This is a genomic window from Pseudomonas sp. GW822-FHT02G04, from assembly GCF_058802085.1.
The window spans coordinates 326,395-349,889 of record NZ_JBXANU010000002.1; the positions used below are offsets into that span (position 1 = coordinate 326,395).

A 23,495-nucleotide genomic window follows, 5' to 3' on the forward strand; every position below is an offset into this window, starting at 1 on the left:
TAATTTATCTTTCCAGAAGATTCTTCAGTGATGCATGACTGCCAATATATTTGATATCTGCAATTCTCCATCCTTTCGGAGAGTCAATCATTACATACGAAAGCTTGATTTTTTCATGATTTGATGGATAAACAAATTGCACGTCAACGCGCCTTGGATTGATGCTCTTTATGCTTAATTCTGATGCGGACGCATCTTGTGAGGCAAATATTGGATTAAACTCTAACTTGCAAAGCTCGCCGGATTTTTTTGCAATACAATCTGCCTCCTTTAAAATGAGGTGCACAAGTTTGTCATCAAAATATTTCTCGAGTTCTTCCTTCGATTGCATTAGAAGAGGGTCTCCAATGCTCTTCTTGGCATCATCTGGAGATGAGAATAGCGCCTCCCAACCATAATTCTTATATAGTTGATAGACAACATCTGTTGATTCAACACCTTGTGGGTAGGCAGGTTGTGCAAATAGAAGCGGCACTCCAGCGACATGCAGGAATACCAGGTTCCGCAAATAGAATAATATTATAGATTTTATATTATTAATTTGATGCTCGATATATTTGATATGTCGAGTTTTCATATTCGATACCTGGTAAGAAATGATTTTGGTTGAAATCCGATACCCATCGATCACCATTGAACATTTCAATATGTCCAGACGGATTTCCGCCGGGACATGGTTGAAATACTACGGTATCACCTGCTTGAGGAGTGTAATTTTCTGAAGGAATAGGCGTAAACCCATTGTTTGTCAACGTCAGCCCATAATTTTTCGCATCACTAGGGTGCCCAGTAGTATCTGCATCTCCAGCTTCGAGACCTCGCCGAACATACTTCGCACATTGATGCTGAGAACTTGTATGTGCGTGATCATTCATCCATTGGCTATAAGCGAGGATATCGAAAAGACCTAATGGATCAATTCCACTCAACGGATTCCCACGAACATATGCATAGATATCAAGCCCGCCAGCCAAGCCAATCGGATCTCCCGAGATAAACCGTCCAAAGCTAGGAGAGTAATACCGTGCCCGATAATAGTAGCCCCCCCCGTGCCATCATTTTCCCGCCCGGTGTAGTCATGAAGCAGGTGGCCGGCACCCGGCCTAGATCTAACGGCAGCTTTTGGCCGACTGCTGCCTGTTGCGAAGGGCAGCAGTCGACCCAATGCGGACGCTGACCAGCATTTGGTTAAGGGGCGGGCTTTAGCCCGTCCCAGTGATCGAAGCGAACGGTTTGAACCAGTTGTTATGCGTGTTTTACTAGCCGTTTCTTTAAATGATACAGGTTAGTCCCGATTGGTCGATCCTCAAGAACACCATAAATCTCATACCCATGCTTCTCGTAGAACTGTTTAGCATCAACGGTTTTTAAGAATGCAACTACTGCCCCATTGTTGGCGCCAATCGTTTCTGCTTTTTCCAATAGCATAGAACCGACTTTTCTACCGCGATGAGATTCCTTAACCCAAAAGGTATCAATTTCTAAGCCATCCCAGTAACAATTACAGCTTATTGCTCCGATGTAGTCGCCTACTTCATCGCGTGCAACCACCATAAATATTTTATCTTCCGATTCTGGCGGTAGATTTGGATATTGAATTCGAAGATATTCTGAAAACCTATTATTCAGAACTCCTTGATCCTTTTCTGTTGGAGAATCCAATATATCAATCTTGATTTCCACTTTATTGCTCCGATCATTCAATTTTTAGTTGTCGTACGGCTTGTGGCATCACAATTAATTTTGCGACATGCGATGTCGCATAATATTCCATGTTCATGCGTAATCCCTTGAACAATCAAAAAATCGAGTCTGTAAACGCGACATCAAGAAGGGAGAAAGCGGCATTTTTTTTTGCACATTACTGACGTATTAGCTGCGTGTCCATGGTCTGCTTTTGGCCGATTGCTGCCTGTCGCGACTAACCGAAATCGACCCAAAGCTGTAGCTCAAAGTTCTTTTTCACGTTGGAGGGAATCACCCTTACACGCGCATTCCCATTTCGAATGCACGGGTTTCGAACCCCAACTCGGTGTACATACGCGTAGCACGTGCATTGAACGCCCATACAGACAGCCTTATGTCTTGGGCGTTATGCTCGATTGCCCAGTTTTGAACGAGTTGTACCAAGGTTCGACCAATGCCTTTTCCCCAAAATTGCTCGGCTACGCAAACCGATCCGATTCGAACAATAGCCAGCGGTTGCATCAGCGGTCCGGAGCTTGTCGACAGGCTGGCAGAAATGAAGGCTGCGGCTTGGTGAGCGACATTCGCAATGAATACAACCTGACCCGGTTTCTCGAAAAAACTCATCCAGTGAGGAAGGTCGCGCGAAAAATCCTGGGTAGCAGCAGTATAAATATCGGGACGGGCAGCGTGATGTACCGCGTTAAGCAATTGGCCGAGTTCACAAATGGTTAGTGCATCCTCTACGGCTGCCGTTCGGTACGTAATGGCTTCATCCATGATGTGCAATTCTCCTTGATGTATTGGTGCTCCGCAGACTCCCGGTCTTTGTCTCATAGCGGGGAGGATATTCCATGGCCGATTCCGGTGTGTCATGACTGACCGAAATCCACAGCCCATGGCGGACAGTACGAAGCACAGCTATCGGCCCAAGATCCAAAACGCGGTCAGCGCAACGACTTCTGGTAATAGAGCCGGGTATGTCCCGGTGGATAGTCTGCCAGGCGTCCGAATTCGGAGTAACCAAGTTTTCGATAAAAACCGGGAGCCTGAAAGCTGAAGGTCTCCAGCCAGATACCAATGCAGTGTTTTTTCTGCGCAACTTCTTCAGCCATGCGCATTAGCCGTTCTCCGATGCCCTGACCACGCATTGACTCGGGAACGCTGACAAGATCGATGAGCAGCCATCGATAAGAGACCTTGCCGTACAGCCCACCAATAACTTCGTTACTGTCAGCGTCTCGTAGCAACAGAGCAAAAGTTTCATAGGCGTCGTCTCCACCGTTGGCCAGGTTATGGGCCAGCAATGGGGTCAAAATTCCTAGTCGCTCTGCTTCAGTCGCATTTTCCGAAAGCTGGATTTCTACAGACATGGCGCTCTCCCTGAGCAGTGAGTAATTGGGTCAACAAGGTATGATTCTTAAGTCCTGCGCGTGGAGCAATACTCCACAATGAGTTGAGTGACCGCTGCCACAATCGCCTGATCCGCTTCAGGAGCGCTAAACAACCGAAACTGCGCATCGGGCAAGTCCGGCAACCCTTGTTCTGCGCCAAGAACCGCCAACCCTTGCCCCAACTGGCTGACTGGCATGGGTGCTACTGCGAAGCCAGCCAGTGCCGCTGCTCGCAATCCGGCCGCGCTGCTGCACAACATCGCCGTTCGTTGGGCGATCCCTGCCCGAGCCAGCTGCGTCAGGGCTACCTCGCGATAAGGGCACGGCTCGGGGAACAGGGCCAGCGGCAACGGCGTCGGTAACTGGGTGACGGGTTGCGCCGACCAGGCCCACACCAGTGGTTCTTGCCACAGCAGCAGCCCCGTGTCGCTGGTTTCGCACAGAGAACCGATGACCAGTTCCAGATGCCCTTGTTTCATCGAGGCCAGCAACGTGCCCGGAATGCCCACCTGCACGTCGATCTCCATCCCCGGGTACTGCGCCGCGAAATCCTGAAAAGTCCGCATTAATCGCGATTCGACAAAGTCTTCGGATACCCCGATCCGCAGTCGCCCGTGAAACGGCGTGCGTGTCAGTTCTGCCCAGGCATCACGGTTCAGCGCGAGGATGGTGCGTGCATAAGCCACCAGGCGTTCGCCATCGGGCGTCAGTTGCTGGGAACGGGTGGTACGCCTCAACAGGGGTTTACCAATCTGTTCTTCCAGTCGCCGCACATGCCCACTGACCGCAGACTGGGTCAGGTGCAGCTTCTCGGCTGCACGGCTGAAGCCTTCTTCATCGACGACCGTGACAAATGTCTTGAGCAGCAGAGCATCGAACATAGTTTGATCTGTGATTAATGGATGATTTATTTGCGATTTATATTCTAAATAAAACTATGTTGCAATGTTCATCGCCCCCATCTCCCACTACCCGAGGCGTGCCATGACTACTCTTCTGCATATCGAATGTTCCCCGCGCAAACAGCGCTCGGCCTCCCTTGAAGTCGCCCGCAGCTTCATTGCGCGCTATCAGGAAAACACCCCGGACACCGAAATCATCACCCTTGACCTTTGGAACATGGCGTTGCCGGAATTCAATGATCTGGCCATGGAGGCCAAATACGCCGGACTCAATGGCACGTCCTTGACCCCGGGGCAAGAAGACGCCTGGAACACCTTGAAGGATCTGGCCGCGCATTTGCACAGCGCGGATGTGCTGGTGATGTCCGTTCCGCTGTGGAATTTCAGCATCCCGTACAAACTCAAGCACTTCATCGACCTGGTGTCGCAGAAAGACATCCTGTTCAGCTTCGATCCGGAGCGCGGTCTGGAAGGCATGCTGCACAACAAAACCGCCGTGGTGATGTACGCCCGTGGCCTGGATTTTTCGGCGCAATCGATCACCCCGGCAGAGCGCTTCGACTTCCAGAAGCCCTACGTGGAAGCCTGGCTGAAATTTATCGGCGTGACGGATGTGCATTCAGTGATTGTGGAGAAAACCATCCTGGGGGAAGACGTTGACCTCAGCGCGCGTGAGGCCGCGACTCAGCAGGCCAGGAGATTGGCAGATAGCCTTGGTCGCTGAGCCATCAGGATCTTTCGCACGAAGAGGCCTATTGGTCCCCAGTCACGGGGGCCAAGAGCAGTTATTGGACAGAGTGATGGCCCTGTACTAGCATCACCCAGAATGTTGCCTATTTGAGTTGTCACGATCACCTTTAGATGTAGCTTTAATCAGGGTGGATCCACATGATGCTACTTATAATTGTTTGTGCGGTTGTTATTTCAATGATGCTTGGAGCTCTATTTTACATCGTAAAACAACCATTAAATCCAAGAAAATCTTTGCAAAACAGCATTTATAGTGGTGTTGCATTTACTGCGCTAATAAGGCTTGTTGCTACAACTAATAAAGTTAACTCATCTATTCTCGTGCTTGCTGCAGCGGCGATAGGGATTGTTGTCTGTTTTTTTCTTGGTTGGTCTTTGATCGGTATAAGAAAAGAGAAAAAAGAAAGCGCTTGAGAAAAGCAGGGGCGGATTTATTTGGTGAGGGCGAGGAGGTTTTTGCTGGACAGACGAATGATGTTCCTAGACCGGTTGGATGTCTATGGTGATGAGCATAAAAATGGTTGTTTTAGTTTCTAAATTTTTAGCTGGAATTTCGGCTGTCTTACTGTTTTTTTATCGAAATAGCTTGTTTGTTCGATATGCGGGGGAGGGCGCGAAAAGTCCAGATGCGACACATCAAGTCCTGGTCAACAATCACGGGGCATATTCATATATAACCTTGACGCAATCCGACCATCTTCGTATGTTGATTTTGGCAGCGGCTGCTTTATTTGCAGTAGTGGTCGCCATCGATCTTATACAACGGAAATACCTTCATTAATTTACAGGGAAAAGGGGGGCGCAGAAAAAATCCCCCAGAGCTATAGTTGCGAATCCTGCCCCGTAGGTTATTAAACGCCCAACGGGATATTCAAACCCAGCTTCACGGTGCTCATCGAAACAAGGGTTTTGAATCGTTTGACGTTGTTGTTCTCAAAGAACAGCTCGCGGGTCAGGTCGGTGTATTGCTGCATGCTCCTGACCGCGAGGATCAGCACAAAGTCCCACTCGCCCGCAACGTAGTAACACTGCTGTACTTGCGGACACGCGGCAAAGCTTTGCTTCATGGCATCCAGCAAATCTATGCGCTCGCTCTCGACCTCGACCTCAGCAATGATCGTCAGCGGATGCCCCATGGCCGCTGGCTCGATCACCGCGATGGTCTTCTTGATGACGCCTTCGTCATTCAGGCGTTTCAGACGGCGGTTGACGGCTGCGGAAGACAACGAAACCCGTTTGCCCAGCTCAATCTGAGAGAGCGTTGCATCTTGCTGTATTTCAATCAGCAACTTGATGTCGAACTCGTCGAGCGTCATTTCCGCATCCCGGTAATTTTATTTCGATAAAGCGCCAATATTTGCAACAGAAGTGCGTGCGCGATACCAAATTGTCAATTTGTAGAGCATCTCATTGAATTAATATTTACGAAAGCCCGCCAAGGGCATCCCGCGTCACGGAGAAGTTTGATGAGTGTTGCAAGCGCCAATGACGGATTAAACCTGGACGGGTCAAAGCTCCTGGAGCAACTCGCGACGCTGGGCCAGATCGGTGTTGACCTCAAGGACGGAGGGCGTACCCGAATTGCGCCGACTGACGCCGAGAGGGAGGGCCGTGATCAGCTCGTCTGCTGGATGAATGAGTTGGGCCTGGACGTCAAAGTCGATCGCATCGGCAATGTGTTTGGAACCCTCCGCTCAAGCACCGATGACGGCACAGAGGCGCCTTTCATGATGGGCTCGCACATCGACACCGTGACAAACGCCGGTGCTTTGGATGGGTGTTATGGGGTTCTCGCGGGGCTTGCCGTCATTCGTGCTTTCCGTGCCGCTGGCGTAACGCCTGAGCGCTCAATCACGGTCGGCGCGTTCACCAATGAAGAGGGTGTGCGTTACCAGCCGGACATGATGGGCTCGCTGGTTTTTGCCGGTGGCATGAGTGTCGACGAAGCGCTCAACACCATCGGGACGGACGGAACCCGTCTTGGCGATGAGCTCATCCGTATTGGTTACGCTGGGGATATGGAACCAGACGCGCTGATTCCGCACGAATATGTGGAACTGCATATCGAACAGGGGCCGATCCTGGAAGCCGAGTCAACGCTGATCGGTGTGGTCGAAAATCTCCAGGGGATTTCGTGGCAGCAGGTGACGATTCAGGGCAACGCCAACCACGCGGGCACCACACCCACTCATTTGCGTCACGATGCCGGTTATTGCGCAAGCGCGGTGGTGAATCACTTGCGCGAGATCGCCAGTGAGTCGGGTGGTACTACCTTGGCAACCGTTGGCTGCATGCAATTTGAACCCAATGTAATTAACGTCATTCCTCGCAAATCGACGTTTACGGTCGACCTTCGTGATCCCGACGAGGCTCGTTTGCAAGCGGCTGAGACACGTTTATCCCGATTCCTCGCCAACATCGCAGAGCGTGAGGGCGTACGGGTTTCCACCGAGCAGCTGGTGAGATTTCAGCCGGTCGTGTTCGACTCCGAATTGGCGCAGGTCATCGAAGACAGCGCCAGGCGTTTCGATTTCACCCATCGACGCATGACTTCCGGGGCAGGGCATGATGCTCAGATGATCGCGCGCGTTGCGCCATCCGCGATGATCTTTGTGCCAAGCAAGGGCGGCATCAGCCATAACCCTCGGGAGCACACCGATGAAGATCAACTGATCAAGGGCGCTCAGGTACTGCTGGACGTGGTTGTTCGACGACTCGCTACAACCCGATAGCTTTCTCGCTGCAACACACGACGCCTGTTTTCAAGACCCGGCGGTGGTATCTCTTTGCCTGACATTGGAGGTTTTATGCTTTTTTCCAACCCAAACGCCACACGCGAAGCGTACCCAGAGTCACTTCAACACATCATGAGCATCAAGCAGGCTGATGAGAGTCGTCGCTGGCTTTCGACATGGGATCAACTCAGCGCTACAGCGACGCCGCTGTGGGATCTGCATGAACTGGCGAAGCAGCTTAATGTCGGGCAAATCTGCGTGAAAGATGAGTCGGTTCGCTCACCGCTGGGTAGCTTCAAGGCATTGGGCGCGCCGATTGCCCTGGTGCGGTTGATTTTGCGATTGTTCCCGCAAAAGAACTTTAATCCTCAGGCATTGCTCGCGGGTGAGTACCGGGACCAGCTCGGCGTCTTTACGGCGATCAGTGCAACCGACGGTAACCATGGACGTGCACTGGCGGCTGCGGCACAAAGCGTTGGCTGTCGGTGCGTTATCGTCCTTCATGCCAACGTGAGTGTTGAGCGCGAGCAAGCCATTGCCGCTTATGGTGCAGAGATTGTCCGCATTACTGGCAACTACGACGAGTCGGTCGAGCGTGCCGCGACGTTGGCCAGAGAGAACCAGTGGCAGGTTGTCTCCGACACCTCGTATGAAGGCTACGAAGTGATTCCGCGCGATGTCATGCAAGGCTATGGCACGATCGCCGCCGAAGTCATCGAGGCGTCAGAACCGTTCACGCATATCTTTGTGCAAGGCGGAGTAGGGGGCTTGGCGGCAGGTGTGGTCAGTTACTTCTGGGAGCGCTATGGCGCCGATCGCCCGACCCTGGTGATGGTTGAGCCCGTTCAGGCTGATTGCCTTTATCAGAGCGCGCTGAAAGGGCGGGCTGCCCATGCGACCGGCTCCGTGGATTCCGTCATGGCAGGTTTGGCCTGTGGCGAAACGTCACCGCTTGCATGGAAATTCCTGAGTGAGAGCGTTGACCATTTCATGCTCATCAATGACAGCGATGCGGTAGGCGCAATGCGGCTGCTCGCTGCGGGCTCAGGTGATGATGTTCCTGTTGTCGGAGGAGAATCCGGCGTCGCCGGGCTCGCTGGTTTGATCAATCTCGTGGGTGTTCCTGCCGATGCCGAAAAAGTCGGCCTGAACAAGAGCTCGAGAGTGCTCATCATCAACACCGAGGGGGCTACCGCGCCAGCTGTCTATGAGGAGCTGGTCGGCGAGTCAGCTGAGTCTGTGCAACAGCGCCAGCAGGCCTGGTTGCGAATCCACAAGCGGTGCTAGCTCCTGGCACGGATAAAAAACTCTGCGCTGTTTAGAACGATTATTTCTTTCGGTTCTTTATATAGCGCCGGGTCGAATATCCATAACCGATAAAACCACGCCTTCGCTTTGATTCTGTATGCGATCAATTCCATAGGGGCGCTATAGCAGATAACGGCGTCCCCGCCACGACACTAAAGCGGTTTCAACATCAAATCCTGCTGCTCGGCCATCATCTTGTCGTCCCTTCGCCAGTCCTTAGAATCCGCCCCCATCAGCTTCGTCCAACTATCGAATCGCTTAGGGAGTTACACCATGATGAACGCCATGCAGATGCCAATGCCGATGATGAACGCCAACATGCCGATGATGCCTATGATGGGCATGCCGATGATGATGATGGCGACCATGAGCTGCGAAATGATGGACGACGGCATGATGTGCAAAATGATGCCGGCCGCTGGCATGGACATGGCGATGTTCAAGAACAGCGCTGAAATGATGCAGATGATGATGAACTGCGGCATGCCGATGATGATGCATTGCGGCAACATGAGCATGATGTGCATGTCTCAGGCGAGTATGGCCATGCCAATGATGAACATGATGATGCCCATGATGGGCATGCCGATGCCGTCGATGAAGTGCGTGATGGAATGCACGATGATGGCCGACGGCATGATGTGCAAAATCATGCCGATGGCCGGCATGAACATGGACATGATGAAAAGCTGCTGCGCCCTGATGATGAAAATGATGAACGATTGCAGCATGCCGATGATGATGAGCTGCAACGGCATGCCAATGATGTGCTGCACCTGCTGATCCCTGGCAGCAGACATTTAAAAGCCCCCGCGACCTGACGGTTGCGGGGGCTTTTTCATTCCATCAGACACCGCAGATCCCCTGTGGGAGCGGGCTTGTGTGGCGAGGGAGCTTGCTCCCGCTCGGCTGCGAAGCGGTCGTAAATCCTTTACATGCGGTTTAACTTTGAAATGCCGGGGCCGCTGCGCGACCCAACGGGAGCAAGCTCCCTCGCCACACAAGCCTCACTCCTAGAGGTTCATGGCTTCAGGTGCTTAGTCCAGGCGTTCCGGGTAGGTCACCACCAGATAAGCCACCGCCTCACTGTCGGCGGGGTTGCGATAGCGGTGGGGCTGGTCGGCGTAGAACAGGATCGAGTCGCCGGTGGACAGCAGGTAGCGTTCATCGTTGACGCTGATTTCCAGTACGCCCTGCGACACCACCAGGTTCTCCTGCACACCGGGGCCATGCCCCTCGGAGTGGTCTTCGCCCAACGGGCTCAAACGCAGTTCGTAGAATTCCGATTGGCGTGCCACGTCGAACGGAAACAGCGCGCGGCTGACGAAGGCGCCACTGGCGCTGACCAGGCGTTTGCTCTGGTTCGCCGACAGCACCGCCACACCTTCAAAAGCCCGGTGCTCGAGAAACGCCGCCACCGAAACCTTCAAGCCCTTGGCAATTTTGCACAGCACTTTGATCGACGGCACGCTGCGTCCGGATTCGATCTGCGCCAGCATCGCCCGACTCACGCCGCATTGTCGCGCCAGGGCGTCGAGGGACAGATGACGCTTGCCTCGCAGCCGTTGCAGGTTCTGCGCGACCCGCTCGCAGATCGGGTCTTCTTCCAGTTGTTCGAGGTTATTCAAGTCCGTCACGGGTTCGCCTGCGCTCACCAGAAAGCGCGAGGGTTGCTGCGCGCTCATGCGTGAAGGGTCTCGGTCGACTGGGCGGCCTGGATCCACTGAAAGGCCTGTAGACCCGCGTTGCGTGCGTACATTTCCCACATGGCCCGTGCCCGTTGCTGAGCCTGTTTGCGTTTACGGTAGCTGGCGAAGTCGATGAGGTTGTCAGTCGGATTCATGGGGCACTTCACTGTGGTGATGAATGACGGGATGAGCTGAGAGTACGCGGATATTTTTATAACTATAAATACTGTTTTTGTATTTATTAATGCTCTTTGGTTCTTATGCGTGGCCGCGTCAAAGCCCCCGACTGCTCCTGATCAACTCATAGGCCCGACGTACCAGCGGATTCACCGTGTTGGGCCGAATCCACAAGTGGTAGGTCACGTCCGGCAGCCGTGGCAGGCCATCGTTTTCGCCGAGCACGCGCATGTCCGGGCCGAGCATTTCCATGCTTCTGGGCGTGACACCCAGCCCGGCACGCGTTGCGGCCTTGATGCCGATCAGGTTCGACGCCAGGTACGCCTGGCGCCATGGAATATTGGCGCGCTCCAGCGCCTCCAGGGCGTAGCGCCGATAGATACTCGGTTCATCCACCAGAATCAGCGGCAAGGGTTCTTCCGGCGTATGAATGTACTGTGCAGAGCAGATCCACCACACCGGCGAGGTGCGCAAGGCGAAGCCTTCGAGGCTCGGGTCTTCGCGGGTGGAGATCACCATGTCGACCTTGCCCCGGTGCAGGTCATCCATCAGGAACGGGCTGCGGCCGACGTCGATCTCCAGGCGCAAGCGCGGGGCCGAACGGGCGATGTGGCTGAGGATCGGCGGCAGGATGGTGTCGGCGATGTCATGGGGTGAGCCGATCCGCAGCACACCGCTCAAGTTGCTTTCGCGCAGGGAATTCAGCGCATCGTCGTTGAGCGAGAGCATCTGCCGCGCATGACGCAACAACTGCAAGCCGGCTTCGGTGAGTTGCTTCTGGCGGCCGCGCTTCTCGAACAGATTCACCCCCACTTGTTGTTCCAGGCGTTGCATGTGCTGGGTGACCGACGATTGCGTGCGGGCCAGTTGCGCACCGGCCTCGGCAAAACTGTGGTGATCGACCACGGCAATGAAGGTGCGCAGTAATTCGAGATCGAGGGTAGGTGAGGTCGGCATGGCCATTTCCGGGCTGTTTTTATATCAGGGCTGCAAACATAAACATTACATTTGTTTATGTGTTCTTGGCGATATTTTAGCGTTAATGCGGTAACTACGGGCGTTGTGAGGATTTTCGCTTAGCAGTAATACGGCAAGTTATAACGATATTAGATATTTGAATTTCCGTTACTTCAGGACTGTACCTAGGATGCCGCCTCATCAGGTCGGGGAACGCCGATCATCCATGAGGGGAAATCCATGTTGCTTGAGCGCTCACCTGTAAAACGATGGTTGCCTGTGATGCTGGGCGCCTTGATCTCATTGGCCGCCAGTGCCGGGGCTCAGGCTGATGCCACCCTGGACAAAATCCAGCAACGACATGTGCTGACGGTGGGGGTCGTACTGTCCGGTGGCCCCTTCGGCAGTATCGATCCGGGTACTCAGAAACCGCGGGGCTTGAACGTCGACCTCGCTCAGGAACTGGGCCGGCAGTTGGGCGCCGAGGTGCAACTGGTGCCGGTATTGCCCGCCAACCGCGTGCAGTTTTTGCAGCAGGGCAAAGTTGATGTGCTGATCGCCAACATGGAATGGACCGCCGAGCGCGGTGAGATCCTCGGTTTTGTGCCGACGCCGTTCTACCGTGTCGGCGGTACCGCGGCGCTGCTCAAGGACAGCAAGATCAGCCGTTGGGAAGACCTCAAGGGCCAGCCTGTCTGCACTTCCCAGGGCAGTAGCTACATCAAGCCGCTCACCGAGCTGGGCGTGGAGATCAAGGCGTTCAAGAGCTCGTCGGAGTCCTTGCTCGCGCTGCGTGGCAACAACTGTGTCGCGGCGGTGCATGACGCCACGCTGATCAATCCGTTGATCGCCGACAACGCCGAATGGCAGGGCTATCGCGCGCTGAGTCCGGAGCTCAACCCGGCCCCTTCGGTAATCTGGACCCGACCTGGCGAACGCGATACCCAGGCCCGGCTCGACCCCATCGTCAAGGAACTGCACCGCAGCGGCTGGCTGATCGACGCCCAGACCCGCAACCGCATCACCCCCGCGTCACCGGCCTTGGTGGAGTTGCAGAAACAGTTCCAGTCCAACGGCGCCTGAGCGGTTCACCTCATTGTTTTCAATAGACCGCCGACGGATTCGGCGGTCGTTCAAGGTAGTTGTGCATGAACCGATATTTTTCCGCTAGAAGCCTGGCCACGCTGTGCCTGGCAGGATGCGCAGTGCTCGGCGCCAGCCTCGCTCAGGCCGATGCCACGCTGGACAAGATCGAACAACGCCACGCGATCAGCGTCGGGGTGATGCTCAGTGGTCCGCCGTTCGGCACCCTCGACCCCAAGACCGGCGAACACCTGGGGTACAACGTCGAACTGGCCAGGGGCATCGCCAAGGCGCTGGGTGTCGAGGCCCAGACTGTTTCGGTGCTGGCACCCAACCGGGTGCAGTTCCTGCAGCAGGGCAAGGTCGACATCCTGATCGCCAATATGCAGTTCACCGAAGAACGCGCCGAGATTCTCGATTACGTGCCCACGCCCTATGAAGAAGTCGGTGGCGCCGCGTTGATTCGCAAGGGTGCGGGTATCACCCAGTGGAGCGACTTGAAGGACAAACCGGTGTGCGTGTCCCAGGGCAGCAACTTCATCAAGCCATTACAGGAAACCTACGGCGCGCAGATCAAGGCGTTTCGCAGCCAGTCCGAATCGCTGTTGTCGTTGCGCGGCAATGGCTGCGTGGCGGCGGTGCATGTCAGCCCGACCATGCATACCTTATTGAGCGATGCCGAGTGGGCCGGGTATGAAATTCCGCTGCCGGGTGACTTGATCCCGTCGAACTCGGTGATCTGGATACGCAAGGGCGAGCACGACACCCAGGCGAAGCTGGATGCCATCGTGCGCGACTGGCACCGCAGCGGCTGGCTGATCGAATTGGGCGAACGCACGGGCATGGCACCGTCGCAAGCCTTGCGTGACCGGCACGAGCAATACCGCAACGCGGCACCGCTGGCAGTGCGGTCATGAGTCGACCGTTGTTCGTGGCCTTGCAGCAACTGCTCGGCGCCCGTCATGTGCAGACCAGCGAAGAGGCCGCGCCGTACCTGACCGACAAACAGGGCCGTTACGTGGGGCAGGTGATTGCCGCCGTGCACCCGGCAAGCACCGAAGAAGTTGCGGCGGTGGTGCGCGCGTGCGTGGCCTGCGATACGCCGGTGGTGGTGCAGGGCGGCAACACCGGGCTGATGGGCGGCGCGACTCCGGACGCCAGTGGCCGCGCGGTGTTGTTGCTGCTCGACCGGATGAATCGCGTTCGGGCAGTGGACACCGACAACGACACCCTGACCGTCGAGGCGGGCTGCATTCTGCACACCATTCAGGGCGTCGCCCGCGATGCCGGGCGCCTGTTCCCGCTGAGCCTGGGCGCCGAAGGTAGCTGCACCATTGACGGCAATCTGGGCACCAATGCCGGTGGCACGGCGGTGCTGCGCTATGGCAATACCCGCGAATTGACCCTTGGTCTGGAAGTGGTCACCGCCCAGGGCGACATCTGGAATGGCCTGCGCGGTTTGCGCAAGGACAACACCGGCTACGACTTGCGCGACCTGTTCATCGGCAGCGAAGGCACCCTCGGCATCATCACCGCCGCCACCCTGAAACTGTTCCCGTTGCCCAAGGCCCAGGCCACAGCGCTGTTGGCCTTCGACTCGCTGGCCCAGACGGTGACGTTCCTGTCCCATGCCCGCGCCGGTTTCGGTGCCAGCCTGACCGCGTTCGAACTGCTCAGTGCCGGGTGCCTTGCGTTGCTGCGCGAGCAATTTCCCGAAGGCCCACAACCCTTTTCCGGTGCCCGTCAGCCTTGGTTCGCGTTGTTGGAATTGTCCGATAACCACAGCGAAAGCCATGCCCGCGAAGCGTTTGAACAGGTACTGGGCGAGGCCTACGAGCAGAGCCTGCTGGTCGATGCGCTGATCGCCGAAAGCCTCGCCCAGAGCCAGGCGTTTTGGCTGTTGCGCGAGAACATGAGCGAGGCGCAGAAGCGTGCCGGTCGCAACATGAAGCACGACATCTCGGTGCCGATTTCCCAGGTCGTGGCATTTGTCGCCCATACCGATGCGCTGTTGCAGCGCCATTTCCCTGGTGTGCGGCATTACACCTTCGGCCATCTGGGCGACGGTAACCTGCATTACAACGTCGCCCATCCGCACAACTCAACGGTCGAGGCGCACATGGCCCATTACGCAGCACTCAGCCAACTGGTGCACGACAGCGCCCACGCTCACGGCGGCTCCATTAGCGCCGAGCACGGTGTCGGCCAGCGCAAACGGGACATGCTAGGGCGCTACAAAAGCCCGGTGGAACTCGACCTGATGCGCCGGATCAAGCAAGCGCTGGACCCGAACAATCTGCTGAACCCCGGCAAGGTTTTGAAGGGGAGTCAGTCATGACGCTTCGTCTGTCCAAACGCGTGCAGCGCGTCTCGCTGTCGGCCAATGCCGCCGCCAAATCCCAAGCCACGGCCCTGCGTGATGCCGGTGGCGACATCCTCGACCTGACCACCGGCGAGCCGGATTTTGACACCCCGGAGCACATCAAGCAGGCCGCTTATGCCGCTATCGCCGCCGGTGCCACCAAGTACACGCCGACACCGGGCGTGAAGGCCTTGCGCATCGCGGTGCAACGCAAACTCCAGGAGGAAAACCAGCTGGACTATCCGCTGGAATCGATCGTGATTGCCAACGGTGCCAAACAGATCATCTTCAATGCCTTTGCCGCCACCCTCGACGACGGCGATCAGGTGCTGGTGCCAACGCCGTACTGGCCGTCGTTCCCGGACAGCGTGCGCTTCAACGGCGGCGAGCCGGTGTTTATCGAATGCGGGCTGGCGCAGGGCTGCAAACTGACGGCCGAACAATTGGAGCAACGGATTGGCGAACGGACTCGCTGGCTGATCCTCAACGGCCCCGGCAACCCCAGCGGCGCGGTGTACAGCGCGGCCGAGCTGCGCGCCCTGGCCGAGGTGCTGCGGCGCCATCCCCACATGCTGATTCTGCTGGATGAGCTCTACGAACATATCCGTTTCGACGGTTTGCCTGCCCAGAGCCTGCTCAACGTTGCGCCGGATTTGCAGGCGCGCTGCCTGCTGGTGGGCGGGGTGTCCAAGACCTACGCCATGACCGGTTGGCGCATCGGTTTCGGCGCCGGACCGCAAGCGCTGACCCAGGCCATGACCGTGGTGCAATCGCAATCCACCTCGGGTGCTTCCTCGGTCGGACAAGCCACCGCATTGGCGGCATTCGAAGGTGGACTGGATTTCTTGCGGTCGCAAGTCGCGGCCTATCAACAACGCCGGGATTCACTGGTTAGCGCCTTACGCGAAGTGGACGGTCTTGAAGTGCTCGAACCTCAAGGTGGTTTCTTCGTGTTTGTGCGCTGCGCCGGGTTGTTGGGGCGCTATCGCCCGGACGGTCAACGTCTGCAGAGCGATGCCGACGTCGTCGCGTATTTGCTGGAAGAGGGCGTGGCCGGCGTGGCGGGCAGTGCTTATGGCTTGTCGCCGTGGTTGCGCCTGTCCATTGCCACGGCGACCGACACCGTAGTCGAAGCCGGACGCCGCATCGCTCAAGCCTGCAGGCAATTGCGGGGCGAACCATGAGTCATTTGTTGGAACTATTCGTCCACTGGGCCGCCGGGTTCGGCCTGAACTACGGCTTTTTGCTGGACGCTTATCAGCGCGGAACCCTGGAGCAGGGCGCGCTGACCACGGTGTTGCTGTGCCTCTTTACTATCGTCGGCAGCCTGCTGGCGGGCGTCGGTTTGGCGGCGATGTTGACCTCGGGCAAACCCTGGCTGGCAAAACCTGCACGGGTGTTTGTCGAAGTCACCCGCAACACGCCGACCCTGGTGCAGCTGTATTGCGCGTTCCTGGTGCTGAATATGCTGCTGACTCAGGCCGTCGGCGCGGCCAACCCGCTGACGCCGTTCGCCTGGGTAGTGATCGTGATTTCGCTGCACAAAGGCGCGTTCCATGCCGAAGCCTTGCGCGCCGGGATCGAAGCAGTGCCGGCGGTGACGATGGAGGCGGCCAGTTCGCTGGCATTCAGCAGCCGGCAGTTGTTGTGGAATGTGCAACTGCCGCTGGCCTTGCGGTTTGCCTTGCCGTCGCTGATCAACAACTTGATCGACCTGGTGAAAATGACCGCCGTCGCCTCCGCCATTGCCGTCGGCGATATCACCTACGCGGCGATCATGATCTGGACCCAGAGCGATAACGTGCTGGAGCTGATGATTCTGATCCTGACGTTTTTCGGCCTGCTGAGTTTTACCGTCAATTGTGTGGGGCGCCTGCTCGAAGCGCGCCTGAGGATGCCCGGCTATGGCCATTGAATCGTCCGTCACCGCGCCGTTGGCCTGGCCGCGTCGGCATGGCGGCAAGTTGCTGCTGTTGGTGGGTAGCGTGCTCTGGTTGGTGTATTTCGTGCCGCACAGTCCGGTACTCAAGGCTTTGTTGCAATGGTCGCCGGCCTTGGTCGCCGGGTTTGGCCAGAACATTCTGATCAGTCTGGTGGCGATCGGGCTGGGCTCGTTGCTGGGATTGTTGGTCGGTGCCCTGGCATTGTCGCCGTTGTGGCTGCTGCGCTTGCCGGCGCGGATCTGGGTGCAGATTTTTCGCAATGCGCCGTGGCTGGTGCTGATCTATTTCACCACCTATGTGTTCCCGTTCGAGATCCACATCGGCAGCACTTATGTCTCGTTCCCGGATTGGGTCAAGGTCACGATTGGCCTGGCGTTGCCGGCGAGCGCCAACGTTGCGGAGATCTTCCGTGGCGCCGTCGCCTCGATCCCCAGTACCCAATGGGAAGCGGCGCGATCCCTGGCCTTCACTCGCGGGCAGATTTTTCGTTCGATCATCCTGCCGCAGTGCTTCAAGCGCATGTTGCCGCCGTGGATGAACCTCTACGCGGTGATCACCATGGGCACCGCACTGGCGTCGCTGGTGGGCGTGCATGACGTGATCGACACCGCGCAAATCGCCAGCAACACGGTGAACCTCACCGGCTTCACCGTGGTGATTTACCTGAGCCTGCTGGTCCTGTTTTTTGCTTACTGCTACCCGATTTCCCGACTCACCCAACGCCTGGAGCGACGTTATGCCTTCTACTGAAACCGTCGCCGAGCCTCTGGTCAGCCTGCGCGACCTGCACCTGTCGTTTGGCAGTAACCCGGTGCTCAAGGGCATCGACCTCGACGTGCACCGCGGCCAGGCCGTGTCGATCATCGGCCCGTCCGGCTCCGGCAAGTCGACGATCCTGCGCTGCATCACCGGTTTGTTGCAGCCCCAACGCGGCACCATCCGCGTCGGCAGCACCGAGGTTCACACCCTGGCCCAGGAAACCCAGCGCATCGAGTTACGCAAGCGTGTGGGGTTTGTGTTCCAGCAGTACAACCTGTTCCCGCATTTGTCGGTGCTGGAGAACCTGGTGATCGCCCCGCGCAAAGTGCTGGGGCGCAATCGCGCCGAGGCCGAAAAAGACGCTCGCGCCTTGCTGGCCAAAGTGCGCATGGAGCACAAGGCCGATGCTTATCCGGGGCAACTCTCCGGCGGTCAGCAACAGCGGGTGGCGATTGCCCGGGCGTTGGCCATGCGCCCGGAACTGATTCTGTTCGATGAGGTGACTTCTGCCCTCGACCCGGAAACCGTTGGCGAGGTGCTGACGGTGATTCGCGAGCTGACCGAAGAGGGCATGACCTGCGTGCTGGTAACCCACGAAATGCGCTTCGCCGAAGAGATCAGCGACATCGTCTACTTCACCGAAAACGGCGTGATCGTCGAACACGGCAGTGCCGTGCAGATTTTCCAGCACCCCACCAGCGAGCGGACCCAGGAGTTTTTGCGTCACGCCCTGGGCGATCCGGGACGCCGTCCCCGTGTCGCCAACGATCCGTATCTGTTGAGTAACCTGAGCCGCTACAGCCTGTCCGTCTAATACCGAGGAGTCTGTTCATGAGTACCGATAACCGTGCCGCCGTCATCGAGGATTTCCTCAAGAAAATCCGCGTCATCCATCAGCGTGGCGTCGACCGCGCCGCATTGACTGAGATCGTCGCCTTGCTCGAAACCCTTGCCGAGCGCCGCGATCTGTTCAATTTCGACGTGTTCCCGGCGCCAGTGCCGGGGCAGGGCAGCACCGCGTTTCGCTACCGTCTGAACGACGATGGCGACACGCCGACGCTGTACCTCAACTCATTGTTGCCGGGCAAAAGCACCATCCCTCACAACCACGAAACCTGGGCGATCATCAGCGCCATCGAAGGCCAGGAAATCAACTACGTCTACACCCGTGATGACGAGGGCCGCGAGCCCGGGTTCACCACGTTGCACCTGGCAAAGGAAGTGATCGTGCAACCCGGCACGTCGATCTCGTTTCTCGGTGAAGACCTGCATGGCATCCGTGTCGAAGGCGAGCAACCAACCCTGCATTTCCACCTGTATGGCTTGCCGCTGGAATCGCTCAACGGCCGCTACGGGGTCGAGGCCGACGGGCGCATTCTCAATTACAACGCCTCGCAAATGGCGCCGTCGATCAAGGCCTACGCATGATTGATCTTGCCGGGAAATCGCGGCCAACGAGCGCTCTCCGGCCCTGATACCAGGCATTTAAGCGATAGGCCGAGCAATGAATAACCTGTGGCGAGGGAGCTTGCTCCCGCTGGGCCGCGAAGCGGCCCCAAACAAAGGACTGCTACGCAGTCCGACGGGAGCAAGCTCCCTCGCCACAGGTTCAGTGCCACGCATAACTGACCGGATTTGGTCGCAGGCCCTTCAACAATATTCATTTTTTATTTTTCACACGGGACTCTCATGAGCCAGACCGTAACCCCAGGGCAACTGCAACAATGGCTGTTCGACGGGCAGGAAATTGCCCTGTTTGATATGCGTGAGCATGGCCAATATGGCGAGGCTCACCTGTTTCACGGGGTGAACCTGCCCTACAGTCGCCTGGAACTTGAGGTCCGACGCCTGGCGCCGAACCCTCAAGTGCGGCTGGTGATCTATGACCAGAACGGCGGGGACATCGCGGCGCGTTCTGCTCGGCGTTTGCAGGCGCTGGGGTACAGCCGCGTGCATATTCTCGACGGCGGTGCCGATGCCTGGCAGGCGGCAGGCCTGCAACTGTTCGCGGGTGTACATGTGCCGTCCAAAGCCTTTGGCGAGTTGGTGGAAGAGGCAAGTGATACGCCGCATGTCACCGCCAGGCAGTTAGCCGAATGGCAAGCCCGGGGCGAGCCGCTGGTGGTGCTGGACGGTCGGCCGTTCGACGAATACCGCAAGATGACCATCCCCGGTTCTGTCTGCTGCCCGAATGGCGAACTGGGCTATCGCATACAGGATCTGGTGCCGGACGACAGCACGCCGATCGTGGTCAATTGCGCCGGTCGAACCCGCAGCATTATCGGCGCCCAGACCTTGATCAATCTGGGGTTGAAGAACCCGGTCTACGCCTTGGAAAACGGTACGCAGGGCTGGTACCTGGAAGATTTTCAGCTGGAGCATGGCAGCACCCGCCGCTATGCCGATGAGGTGTCATCGAAGACCTTACCGCAACAACGCCTCGCCGCGGCACAACTGGCCGCACGGGCCGGGGTAAAAACCGTTGCGGCGGCGCAGGTCGAGCAGTGGGCAGGGGAGGCCGCACGCAGTTTGTTTCTGTGCGATGTGCGCACTGCCGAGGAGTTTGTCGCCGGCAGTCTGTCGGGTGCGCAACACACGCCGGGTGGGCAATTGATTCAGTCTACCGACCTGTACATCGGCGTGCGTCAGGCGCGGTTGGTGCTGATCGACAGCGATGGTATACGGGCACCGATCGTTGCCAGTTGGCTTCGGCAGCTGGGGCATGAAGCCTATGTGCTGGAGGGAGGGCTGAGCAGCGGTCTGGCGTTGCCGACGCATGAGACGCCCGCACACGAAGCGTTGTCGGTCATCACGGCACAAGCCTTGGCCGATGAGTTGAAGGATGACGCGGTAGCATTGATTGACCTGCGCCCGAGCATGACCTTCCGCAAAGGTCATATCGCCGGTTCGCGCTGGTCGATCCGTTCGTTGCTGGCAAATGAAGTGGCCGGTGAACAGCGACCTCTGGTGTTGCTGGCCGATGACCCGCAGCTGGCAGCGTTCGCGGCGCTGGAATTGCCCGATGTTCAGCGTGCACAAACCCGGCTGTTGGACGGTGGTGTCGACGCCTGGCGTACGGCGGGGTTTGTGCTGCAAGAGGATGCCAACACGCCGTCCGATCACCAGTGCATCGATTTTCTGTTCTTTACCCATGATCGCCACGCCGGCAACAAGGACGCGGCGCGTCAGTACCTGGCCTGGGAAATCGGCCTGTTGGCGCAAATGAGCGCAGACGAAATCGCCAGCCTCAAACCGCTGCGCGCGCCGTCTCAAGCGACTCGTGATGCGCGGGTGCGTACCCGTCTGGTGCAGGCGGCGCGTACCGAAAAGGGCAGTGGCAGCCGGGGTGTCAACGTGCCGGTCACTCGCCTGAGCACAGTGCTGTTCGACAACCTGGCGCAAATGCGCGATGCCCGTGCTCGCCGTGACCGGGAGCGGGTGCTGAGCTATGGCGCCCGGGGTAATCCGACGGCTTTTGCCTTGGAAGATCTGGTGACGGAACTGGAGGGCGGTTACCGCACCCGACTGTTCGGCACCGGACTGGCGGCGGTCGCGCAGACGTTCCTGGCCTACCTGCGGCCCGGCGATCATGTGCTGATCACCGACGCGGTGTATGCGCCCGTGCGGCGTCTGGCCCGCGAACTGCTTGAGCCGTTCGGTATCCAGGTCAGCTACTTCGCGCCTGACGGCAACGGCCTGCAAGCGCAACTGCAAGCCAACACCAAAATGGTCTACACCGAAGTGCCCGGCTCGCTGCTGTATGAACTCTGCGACCTGCCGGCCATCGCCGCACTGTGCAAACCGCGCGGCATCCTGCTGGCCGTCGATAACACCTCGGGCTCGGGCTACTTGTACCGGCCGCTGACGCTGGGCGCGGATATCTCGATCATGGCGTTGACCAAGTACCTGTGCGGCCACAGCGATGTGGTCATGGGCAGCGTCTGTACCCGGCAAGAAGTCTGGCAGCCGCTGGCGTCCATGAGCGACACCTTTGGCATCGCCGTCAGCCCCGACGACGCCTGGCTGGTGCTGCGCGGCGCCCGAACCCTGGCGCCACGCCTGGAGGTGCACGAACGCCAGGCCCTGGAAATCGCTCATTGGCTACAGGCGCAACCGCAGGTGAAACGGGTTTTCCATCCGGCGCTGACCGATCATCCCCATCATGCACTGTGGCGGCGAGACTTCACGGGCAGCAACGGACTGCTGTCCTTCGAACTGCGCGATGCCGACGCCACGTACGTAGAGCGCTTCATCGATGCGTTGCAGGTGTTTGGTCTGGGCGCGTCCTGGGGCGGCTATGAAAGCCTGATCACCGTCGCCGACACCCAGGATCGCAACAGTGCGGCAGATCGCGCGTTGAACCCGGTGCTGCGGTTGCACATTGGCCTGGAAGATGTCGACGCGTTGATCGAGGATTTGCAACGCGGGTTCGCAGCTGCTGTGGACTAGGGTTTGCGTAAAAGAAGCAACAACAGCGCCGCAGCCGCCAGCACCGCCCCGGCAATGAAGGTGCTGGCGGAACCCGAGGTTTCCCACAGTGCACCGGCCAGTACGCTGGCGATCAACAGGCACACGCCGCTGATCAGATTGAACAGGCCGAATGCCGTGCCCCTGAGATGTTCGGGCGCGGTGTCGGCGATCAGCGTCGCGAGAATGCCCTGGCTGAAACCCATGTGCAGGCCCCACAAGGCCACGCCCGCCAGCATTGTCATGATCGAGCCCGTTTGCGCCAGCAGCAGGTCCGCCAGGATCAGCAACCCCATGCCGACACACAGCAGTTTGGTGCGGCTGATCCGGTCGGACAGCCAGCCGGCCGGGTAGGCGGAAATCGTATAGAACAGTGCCATGACCACCATCACCATTGGTACCCAAGTGGCCGTCAGGCCGGCCTGCTGCGCTTTCAAGACCAGAAAGGCCTCGCTGAAACGGGCCAGCGTGAAGAGCCCGCCGACAATCACCACCCACCAATAGCCACGGGAAAACTCCCGCAGCACCTTCCAGTGGATGGGTGAACGAAAGGCGCGTTCGCCAGCGACAGCGGTCGGTTCTTTTACTCCACCGGCAATCAGCGCCACCGATATCACCGCCGGGATTACCGCAAACCACAACACCAGATGGATCTGCCCGAGCCAGAGCATCAGCACGATCGCCAGAACCGGACCCAGAATCGCCCCCACGGTGTCCATCGACTGGCGCAAGCCGAAGCAGGCGCCACGGATTTCGGCGGGGGCGACATCGGCGACCAGCGCATCGCGCGGCGCGCCACGAATGCCTTTACCGATGCGATCCAGAAAACGCGCGGTGAACACCAGTTCTACCGACTGCGCGAGAGGGAAGAGCGGTTTCGACAACGCCGCCAGACCGTAGCCCATCAACAGCAGGCCTTTACGCCGGCCGATAAAATCGCTGATGGCGCCGGAGAATATCTTGACCAGCATCGCGGTCGCCTCGGCGATGCCCTCGATTACCCCGACGGTCAAGGCGCTGGCACCCAGGGTGGTGACCAGAAACACCGGCAGCAGGCTGTGCACCAGCTCGGAAGACAGGTCCATGAACAGGCTGACAAAGCCCAGGGCCCAGACTGTTCGTGGGATGCGCAGTGGCGTGGATTGGGCGTTGGCGAGGTTTTTGTTCACATCGAGTCCTCATCTGAACACCGGGCGTTGGTGGGTTGGCGCAGCCTGCGTGTGTTTGATTGTGGGCCAAAAGTCTGTCGATGTATCACGAGGCCGAGCTTGCACCGTGCGATAT

Annotated in this window: 26 protein-coding genes and 1 pseudogene; 15 read left to right on the forward strand and 12 right to left on the reverse strand. The window is 57.8% G+C overall.

The annotated features are described in order from the left end of the window. Positions 1-4: 4 nt before the first annotated feature. The 7 genes and pseudogenes from AC1RO5_RS03995 to AC1RO5_RS04025 all read right to left on the reverse strand — a co-directional run bounded on the left by AC1RO5_RS03995 (position 5) and on the right by AC1RO5_RS04025 (position 3,961). Complete coding sequence (locus tag AC1RO5_RS03995; protein ID WP_493172928.1) at positions 5-577, reverse strand: hypothetical protein; 573 nt, start codon at positions 575-577, stop codon at positions 5-7. Next, entirely contained in the window at positions 537-875 is a 339-nt protein-coding gene (locus tag AC1RO5_RS04000) for a CHAP domain-containing protein (RefSeq protein ID WP_493173225.1), read from the reverse strand. Before AC1RO5_RS04000 ends, AC1RO5_RS03995 begins: the two co-directional genes overlap by 41 nt. A gap of 39 nt (positions 876-914) precedes the next feature. Beyond that, positions 915-1,034 (reverse strand): annotated as a pseudogene (locus AC1RO5_RS04005) (RHS repeat-associated core domain-containing protein); the annotation flags it as partial. 211 nt (positions 1,035-1,245) lie between these two features. Beyond that, complete coding sequence (locus AC1RO5_RS04010) at positions 1,246-1,683, reverse strand: GNAT family N-acetyltransferase (RefSeq protein WP_493172931.1); 438 nt, start codon at positions 1,681-1,683, stop codon at positions 1,246-1,248. A 300-nt stretch (positions 1,684-1,983) separates the two neighbouring features. Continuing rightward, positions 1,984-2,466: a GNAT family N-acetyltransferase gene (locus AC1RO5_RS04015; RefSeq protein WP_493172933.1), complete on the reverse strand. Its 483-nt coding sequence runs from the start codon at positions 2,464-2,466 to the stop codon at positions 1,984-1,986. 167 nt (positions 2,467-2,633) lie between these two features. Beyond that, positions 2,634-3,059, reverse strand: coding sequence for a GNAT family N-acetyltransferase (locus tag AC1RO5_RS04020; protein ID WP_493172935.1), 426 nt, complete (start codon positions 3,057-3,059; stop codon positions 2,634-2,636). Positions 3,060-3,106: 47 nt separating this feature from the next. Next, complete coding sequence (locus tag AC1RO5_RS04025; RefSeq protein ID WP_493172937.1) at positions 3,107-3,961, reverse strand: LysR substrate-binding domain-containing protein; 855 nt, start codon at positions 3,959-3,961, stop codon at positions 3,107-3,109. Between the two features lie 103 nt (positions 3,962-4,064). Here AC1RO5_RS04025 and AC1RO5_RS04030 point away from each other — a divergent pair, with 103 nt between their 5' ends. The 3 genes from AC1RO5_RS04030 (at position 4,065) to AC1RO5_RS04040 (ending at position 5,513) form a co-directional block, all read left to right on the forward strand. Further along, complete coding sequence (locus tag AC1RO5_RS04030; RefSeq protein WP_493172939.1) at positions 4,065-4,706, forward strand: FMN-dependent NADH-azoreductase; 642 nt, start codon at positions 4,065-4,067, stop codon at positions 4,704-4,706. A 164-nt stretch (positions 4,707-4,870) separates the two neighbouring features. Next, positions 4,871-5,146: a hypothetical protein gene (locus AC1RO5_RS04035; protein WP_493172943.1), complete on the forward strand. Its 276-nt coding sequence runs from the start codon at positions 4,871-4,873 to the stop codon at positions 5,144-5,146. Between the two features lie 79 nt (positions 5,147-5,225). Continuing rightward, positions 5,226-5,513, forward strand: coding sequence for a hypothetical protein (locus tag AC1RO5_RS04040; RefSeq protein ID WP_493172946.1), 288 nt, complete (start codon positions 5,226-5,228; stop codon positions 5,511-5,513). Positions 5,514-5,583: 70 nt separating this feature from the next. Here the strand turns inward: AC1RO5_RS04040 and AC1RO5_RS04045 are convergent, their stop codons facing one another. Then, a complete protein-coding gene (locus AC1RO5_RS04045) occupies positions 5,584-6,048 on the reverse strand; it encodes an Lrp/AsnC family transcriptional regulator (RefSeq protein WP_493172950.1) in 465 nt (154 codons plus the stop codon). 150 nt (positions 6,049-6,198) lie between these two features. Between AC1RO5_RS04045 and AC1RO5_RS04050 the strand changes: the two genes are divergently transcribed. The 3 genes from AC1RO5_RS04050 to AC1RO5_RS04060 all read left to right on the forward strand — a co-directional run bounded on the left by AC1RO5_RS04050 (position 6,199) and on the right by AC1RO5_RS04060 (position 9,558). Next, positions 6,199-7,464 (forward strand): Zn-dependent hydrolase, encoded by a 1,266-nt coding sequence (locus tag AC1RO5_RS04050; protein ID WP_493172952.1) that lies wholly within the window; start codon positions 6,199-6,201, stop codon positions 7,462-7,464. A gap of 75 nt (positions 7,465-7,539) precedes the next feature. After that, positions 7,540-8,754 carry a diaminopropionate ammonia-lyase gene (locus AC1RO5_RS04055; protein WP_493172954.1) on the forward strand — a complete coding sequence of 405 codons (1,215 nt, stop codon included), beginning with the start codon at positions 7,540-7,542 and terminating at the stop codon, positions 8,752-8,754. A gap of 294 nt (positions 8,755-9,048) precedes the next feature. Continuing rightward, positions 9,049-9,558 (forward strand): hypothetical protein, encoded by a 510-nt coding sequence (locus AC1RO5_RS04060; protein WP_493172956.1) that lies wholly within the window; start codon positions 9,049-9,051, stop codon positions 9,556-9,558. 254 nt (positions 9,559-9,812) lie between these two features. Here the strand turns inward: AC1RO5_RS04060 and AC1RO5_RS04065 are convergent, their stop codons facing one another. The 3 genes from AC1RO5_RS04065 to AC1RO5_RS04075 form a co-directional block, all read right to left on the reverse strand. Next, positions 9,813-10,460 (reverse strand): helix-turn-helix domain-containing protein, encoded by a 648-nt coding sequence (locus AC1RO5_RS04065; protein ID WP_493172958.1) that lies wholly within the window; start codon positions 10,458-10,460, stop codon positions 9,813-9,815. Next, entirely contained in the window at positions 10,457-10,618 is a 162-nt protein-coding gene (locus AC1RO5_RS04070) for a hypothetical protein (RefSeq protein ID WP_493172960.1), read from the reverse strand. The genes AC1RO5_RS04065 and AC1RO5_RS04070 overlap by 4 nt, the downstream gene beginning before the upstream one ends. 118 nt (positions 10,619-10,736) lie before the next feature. Continuing rightward, positions 10,737-11,597, reverse strand: a complete 861-nt coding sequence (locus AC1RO5_RS04075) for a LysR substrate-binding domain-containing protein (RefSeq protein ID WP_019648690.1) — start codon at positions 11,595-11,597, stop codon at positions 10,737-10,739. A gap of 240 nt (positions 11,598-11,837) precedes the next feature. Between AC1RO5_RS04075 and AC1RO5_RS04080 the strand changes: the two genes are divergently transcribed. The 9 genes from AC1RO5_RS04080 (at position 11,838) to metC (ending at position 22,193) form a co-directional block, all read left to right on the forward strand. Next, positions 11,838-12,680, forward strand: a complete 843-nt coding sequence (locus AC1RO5_RS04080) for a transporter substrate-binding domain-containing protein (RefSeq protein ID WP_493172962.1) — start codon at positions 11,838-11,840, stop codon at positions 12,678-12,680. Between the two features lie 65 nt (positions 12,681-12,745). Continuing rightward, a complete protein-coding gene (locus tag AC1RO5_RS04085) occupies positions 12,746-13,597 on the forward strand; it encodes a transporter substrate-binding domain-containing protein (RefSeq protein WP_493172964.1) in 852 nt (283 codons plus the stop codon). Continuing rightward, positions 13,594-15,018, forward strand: a complete 1,425-nt coding sequence (locus AC1RO5_RS04090; protein ID WP_493172966.1) for an FAD-binding oxidoreductase — start codon at positions 13,594-13,596, stop codon at positions 15,016-15,018. Before AC1RO5_RS04085 ends, AC1RO5_RS04090 begins: the two co-directional genes overlap by 4 nt. Continuing rightward, complete coding sequence (locus tag AC1RO5_RS04095; RefSeq protein ID WP_493172968.1) at positions 15,015-16,226, forward strand: aminotransferase class I/II-fold pyridoxal phosphate-dependent enzyme; 1,212 nt, start codon at positions 15,015-15,017, stop codon at positions 16,224-16,226. Before AC1RO5_RS04090 ends, AC1RO5_RS04095 begins: the two co-directional genes overlap by 4 nt. After that, entirely contained in the window at positions 16,223-16,957 is a 735-nt protein-coding gene (locus AC1RO5_RS04100; protein WP_493172970.1) for an amino acid ABC transporter permease, read from the forward strand. The genes AC1RO5_RS04095 and AC1RO5_RS04100 overlap by 4 nt, the downstream gene beginning before the upstream one ends. Next, entirely contained in the window at positions 16,947-17,735 is a 789-nt protein-coding gene (locus AC1RO5_RS04105) for an amino acid ABC transporter permease (RefSeq protein ID WP_493172972.1), read from the forward strand. The genes AC1RO5_RS04100 and AC1RO5_RS04105 overlap by 11 nt, the downstream gene beginning before the upstream one ends. Then, positions 17,722-18,558: an amino acid ABC transporter ATP-binding protein gene (locus AC1RO5_RS04110; RefSeq protein WP_493172974.1), complete on the forward strand. Its 837-nt coding sequence runs from the start codon at positions 17,722-17,724 to the stop codon at positions 18,556-18,558. The genes AC1RO5_RS04105 and AC1RO5_RS04110 overlap by 14 nt, the downstream gene beginning before the upstream one ends. Positions 18,559-18,575: 17 nt before the next feature. Next, on the forward strand, positions 18,576-19,172 hold the full coding sequence (locus AC1RO5_RS04115; RefSeq protein ID WP_493172976.1) for a cysteine dioxygenase family protein: 597 nt from the start codon (positions 18,576-18,578) through the stop codon (positions 19,170-19,172). A 261-nt stretch (positions 19,173-19,433) separates the two neighbouring features. Continuing rightward, positions 19,434-22,193, forward strand: a complete 2,760-nt coding sequence (metC, locus tag AC1RO5_RS04120) for a cystathionine beta-lyase (protein WP_493172978.1) — start codon at positions 19,434-19,436, stop codon at positions 22,191-22,193. Here metC and AC1RO5_RS04125 read toward each other — a convergent pair. Beyond that, complete coding sequence (locus tag AC1RO5_RS04125; protein WP_493172980.1) at positions 22,190-23,380, reverse strand: MFS transporter; 1,191 nt, start codon at positions 23,378-23,380, stop codon at positions 22,190-22,192. The two genes, metC and AC1RO5_RS04125, sit on opposite strands and share 4 nt — an antisense overlap. Between the last annotated feature and the right edge of the window lie 115 nt (positions 23,381-23,495).

What these genes read in the sequence shown, in the direction of transcription:
- AC1RO5_RS03995 (WP_493172928.1), bottom strand. Translation starts at nt 577, where the DNA reads ATGAAAACTCGACATATCAAATATATCGAGCATCAAATTAATAATATA.
- AC1RO5_RS04000 (WP_493173225.1), bottom strand. Translation starts at nt 875, where the DNA reads ATGAATGATCACGCACATACAAGTTCTCAGCATCAATGTGCGAAGTAT.
- AC1RO5_RS04015 (WP_493172933.1), bottom strand. Translation starts at nt 2,466, where the DNA reads ATGGATGAAGCCATTACGTACCGAACGGCAGCCGTAGAGGATGCACTA.
- AC1RO5_RS04020 (WP_493172935.1), bottom strand. Translation starts at nt 3,059, where the DNA reads ATGTCTGTAGAAATCCAGCTTTCGGAAAATGCGACTGAAGCAGAGCGA.
- AC1RO5_RS04025 (WP_493172937.1), bottom strand. Translation starts at nt 3,961, where the DNA reads ATGTTCGATGCTCTGCTGCTCAAGACATTTGTCACGGTCGTCGATGAA.
- AC1RO5_RS04030 (WP_493172939.1), top strand. Translation starts at nt 4,065, where the DNA reads ATGACTACTCTTCTGCATATCGAATGTTCCCCGCGCAAACAGCGCTCG.
- AC1RO5_RS04035 (WP_493172943.1), top strand. Translation starts at nt 4,871, where the DNA reads ATGATGCTACTTATAATTGTTTGTGCGGTTGTTATTTCAATGATGCTT.
- AC1RO5_RS04040 (WP_493172946.1), top strand. Translation starts at nt 5,226, where the DNA reads ATGTCTATGGTGATGAGCATAAAAATGGTTGTTTTAGTTTCTAAATTT.
- AC1RO5_RS04045 (WP_493172950.1), bottom strand. Translation starts at nt 6,048, where the DNA reads ATGACGCTCGACGAGTTCGACATCAAGTTGCTGATTGAAATACAGCAA.
- AC1RO5_RS04050 (WP_493172952.1), top strand. Translation starts at nt 6,199, where the DNA reads ATGAGTGTTGCAAGCGCCAATGACGGATTAAACCTGGACGGGTCAAAG.
- AC1RO5_RS04055 (WP_493172954.1), top strand. Translation starts at nt 7,540, where the DNA reads ATGCTTTTTTCCAACCCAAACGCCACACGCGAAGCGTACCCAGAGTCA.
- AC1RO5_RS04060 (WP_493172956.1), top strand. Translation starts at nt 9,049, where the DNA reads ATGATGAACGCCATGCAGATGCCAATGCCGATGATGAACGCCAACATG.
- AC1RO5_RS04065 (WP_493172958.1), bottom strand. Translation starts at nt 10,460, where the DNA reads ATGAGCGCGCAGCAACCCTCGCGCTTTCTGGTGAGCGCAGGCGAACCC.
- AC1RO5_RS04070 (WP_493172960.1), bottom strand. Translation starts at nt 10,618, where the DNA reads ATGAATCCGACTGACAACCTCATCGACTTCGCCAGCTACCGTAAACGC.
- AC1RO5_RS04075 (WP_019648690.1), bottom strand. Translation starts at nt 11,597, where the DNA reads ATGCCGACCTCACCTACCCTCGATCTCGAATTACTGCGCACCTTCATT.
- AC1RO5_RS04080 (WP_493172962.1), top strand. Translation starts at nt 11,838, where the DNA reads ATGTTGCTTGAGCGCTCACCTGTAAAACGATGGTTGCCTGTGATGCTG.
- AC1RO5_RS04085 (WP_493172964.1), top strand. Translation starts at nt 12,746, where the DNA reads ATGAACCGATATTTTTCCGCTAGAAGCCTGGCCACGCTGTGCCTGGCA.
- AC1RO5_RS04090 (WP_493172966.1), top strand. Translation starts at nt 13,594, where the DNA reads ATGAGTCGACCGTTGTTCGTGGCCTTGCAGCAACTGCTCGGCGCCCGT.
- AC1RO5_RS04095 (WP_493172968.1), top strand. Translation starts at nt 15,015, where the DNA reads ATGACGCTTCGTCTGTCCAAACGCGTGCAGCGCGTCTCGCTGTCGGCC.
- AC1RO5_RS04100 (WP_493172970.1), top strand. Translation starts at nt 16,223, where the DNA reads ATGAGTCATTTGTTGGAACTATTCGTCCACTGGGCCGCCGGGTTCGGC.
- AC1RO5_RS04105 (WP_493172972.1), top strand. Translation starts at nt 16,947, where the DNA reads ATGGCCATTGAATCGTCCGTCACCGCGCCGTTGGCCTGGCCGCGTCGG.
- AC1RO5_RS04110 (WP_493172974.1), top strand. Translation starts at nt 17,722, where the DNA reads ATGCCTTCTACTGAAACCGTCGCCGAGCCTCTGGTCAGCCTGCGCGAC.
- AC1RO5_RS04115 (WP_493172976.1), top strand. Translation starts at nt 18,576, where the DNA reads ATGAGTACCGATAACCGTGCCGCCGTCATCGAGGATTTCCTCAAGAAA.
- metC (WP_493172978.1), top strand. Translation starts at nt 19,434, where the DNA reads ATGAGCCAGACCGTAACCCCAGGGCAACTGCAACAATGGCTGTTCGAC.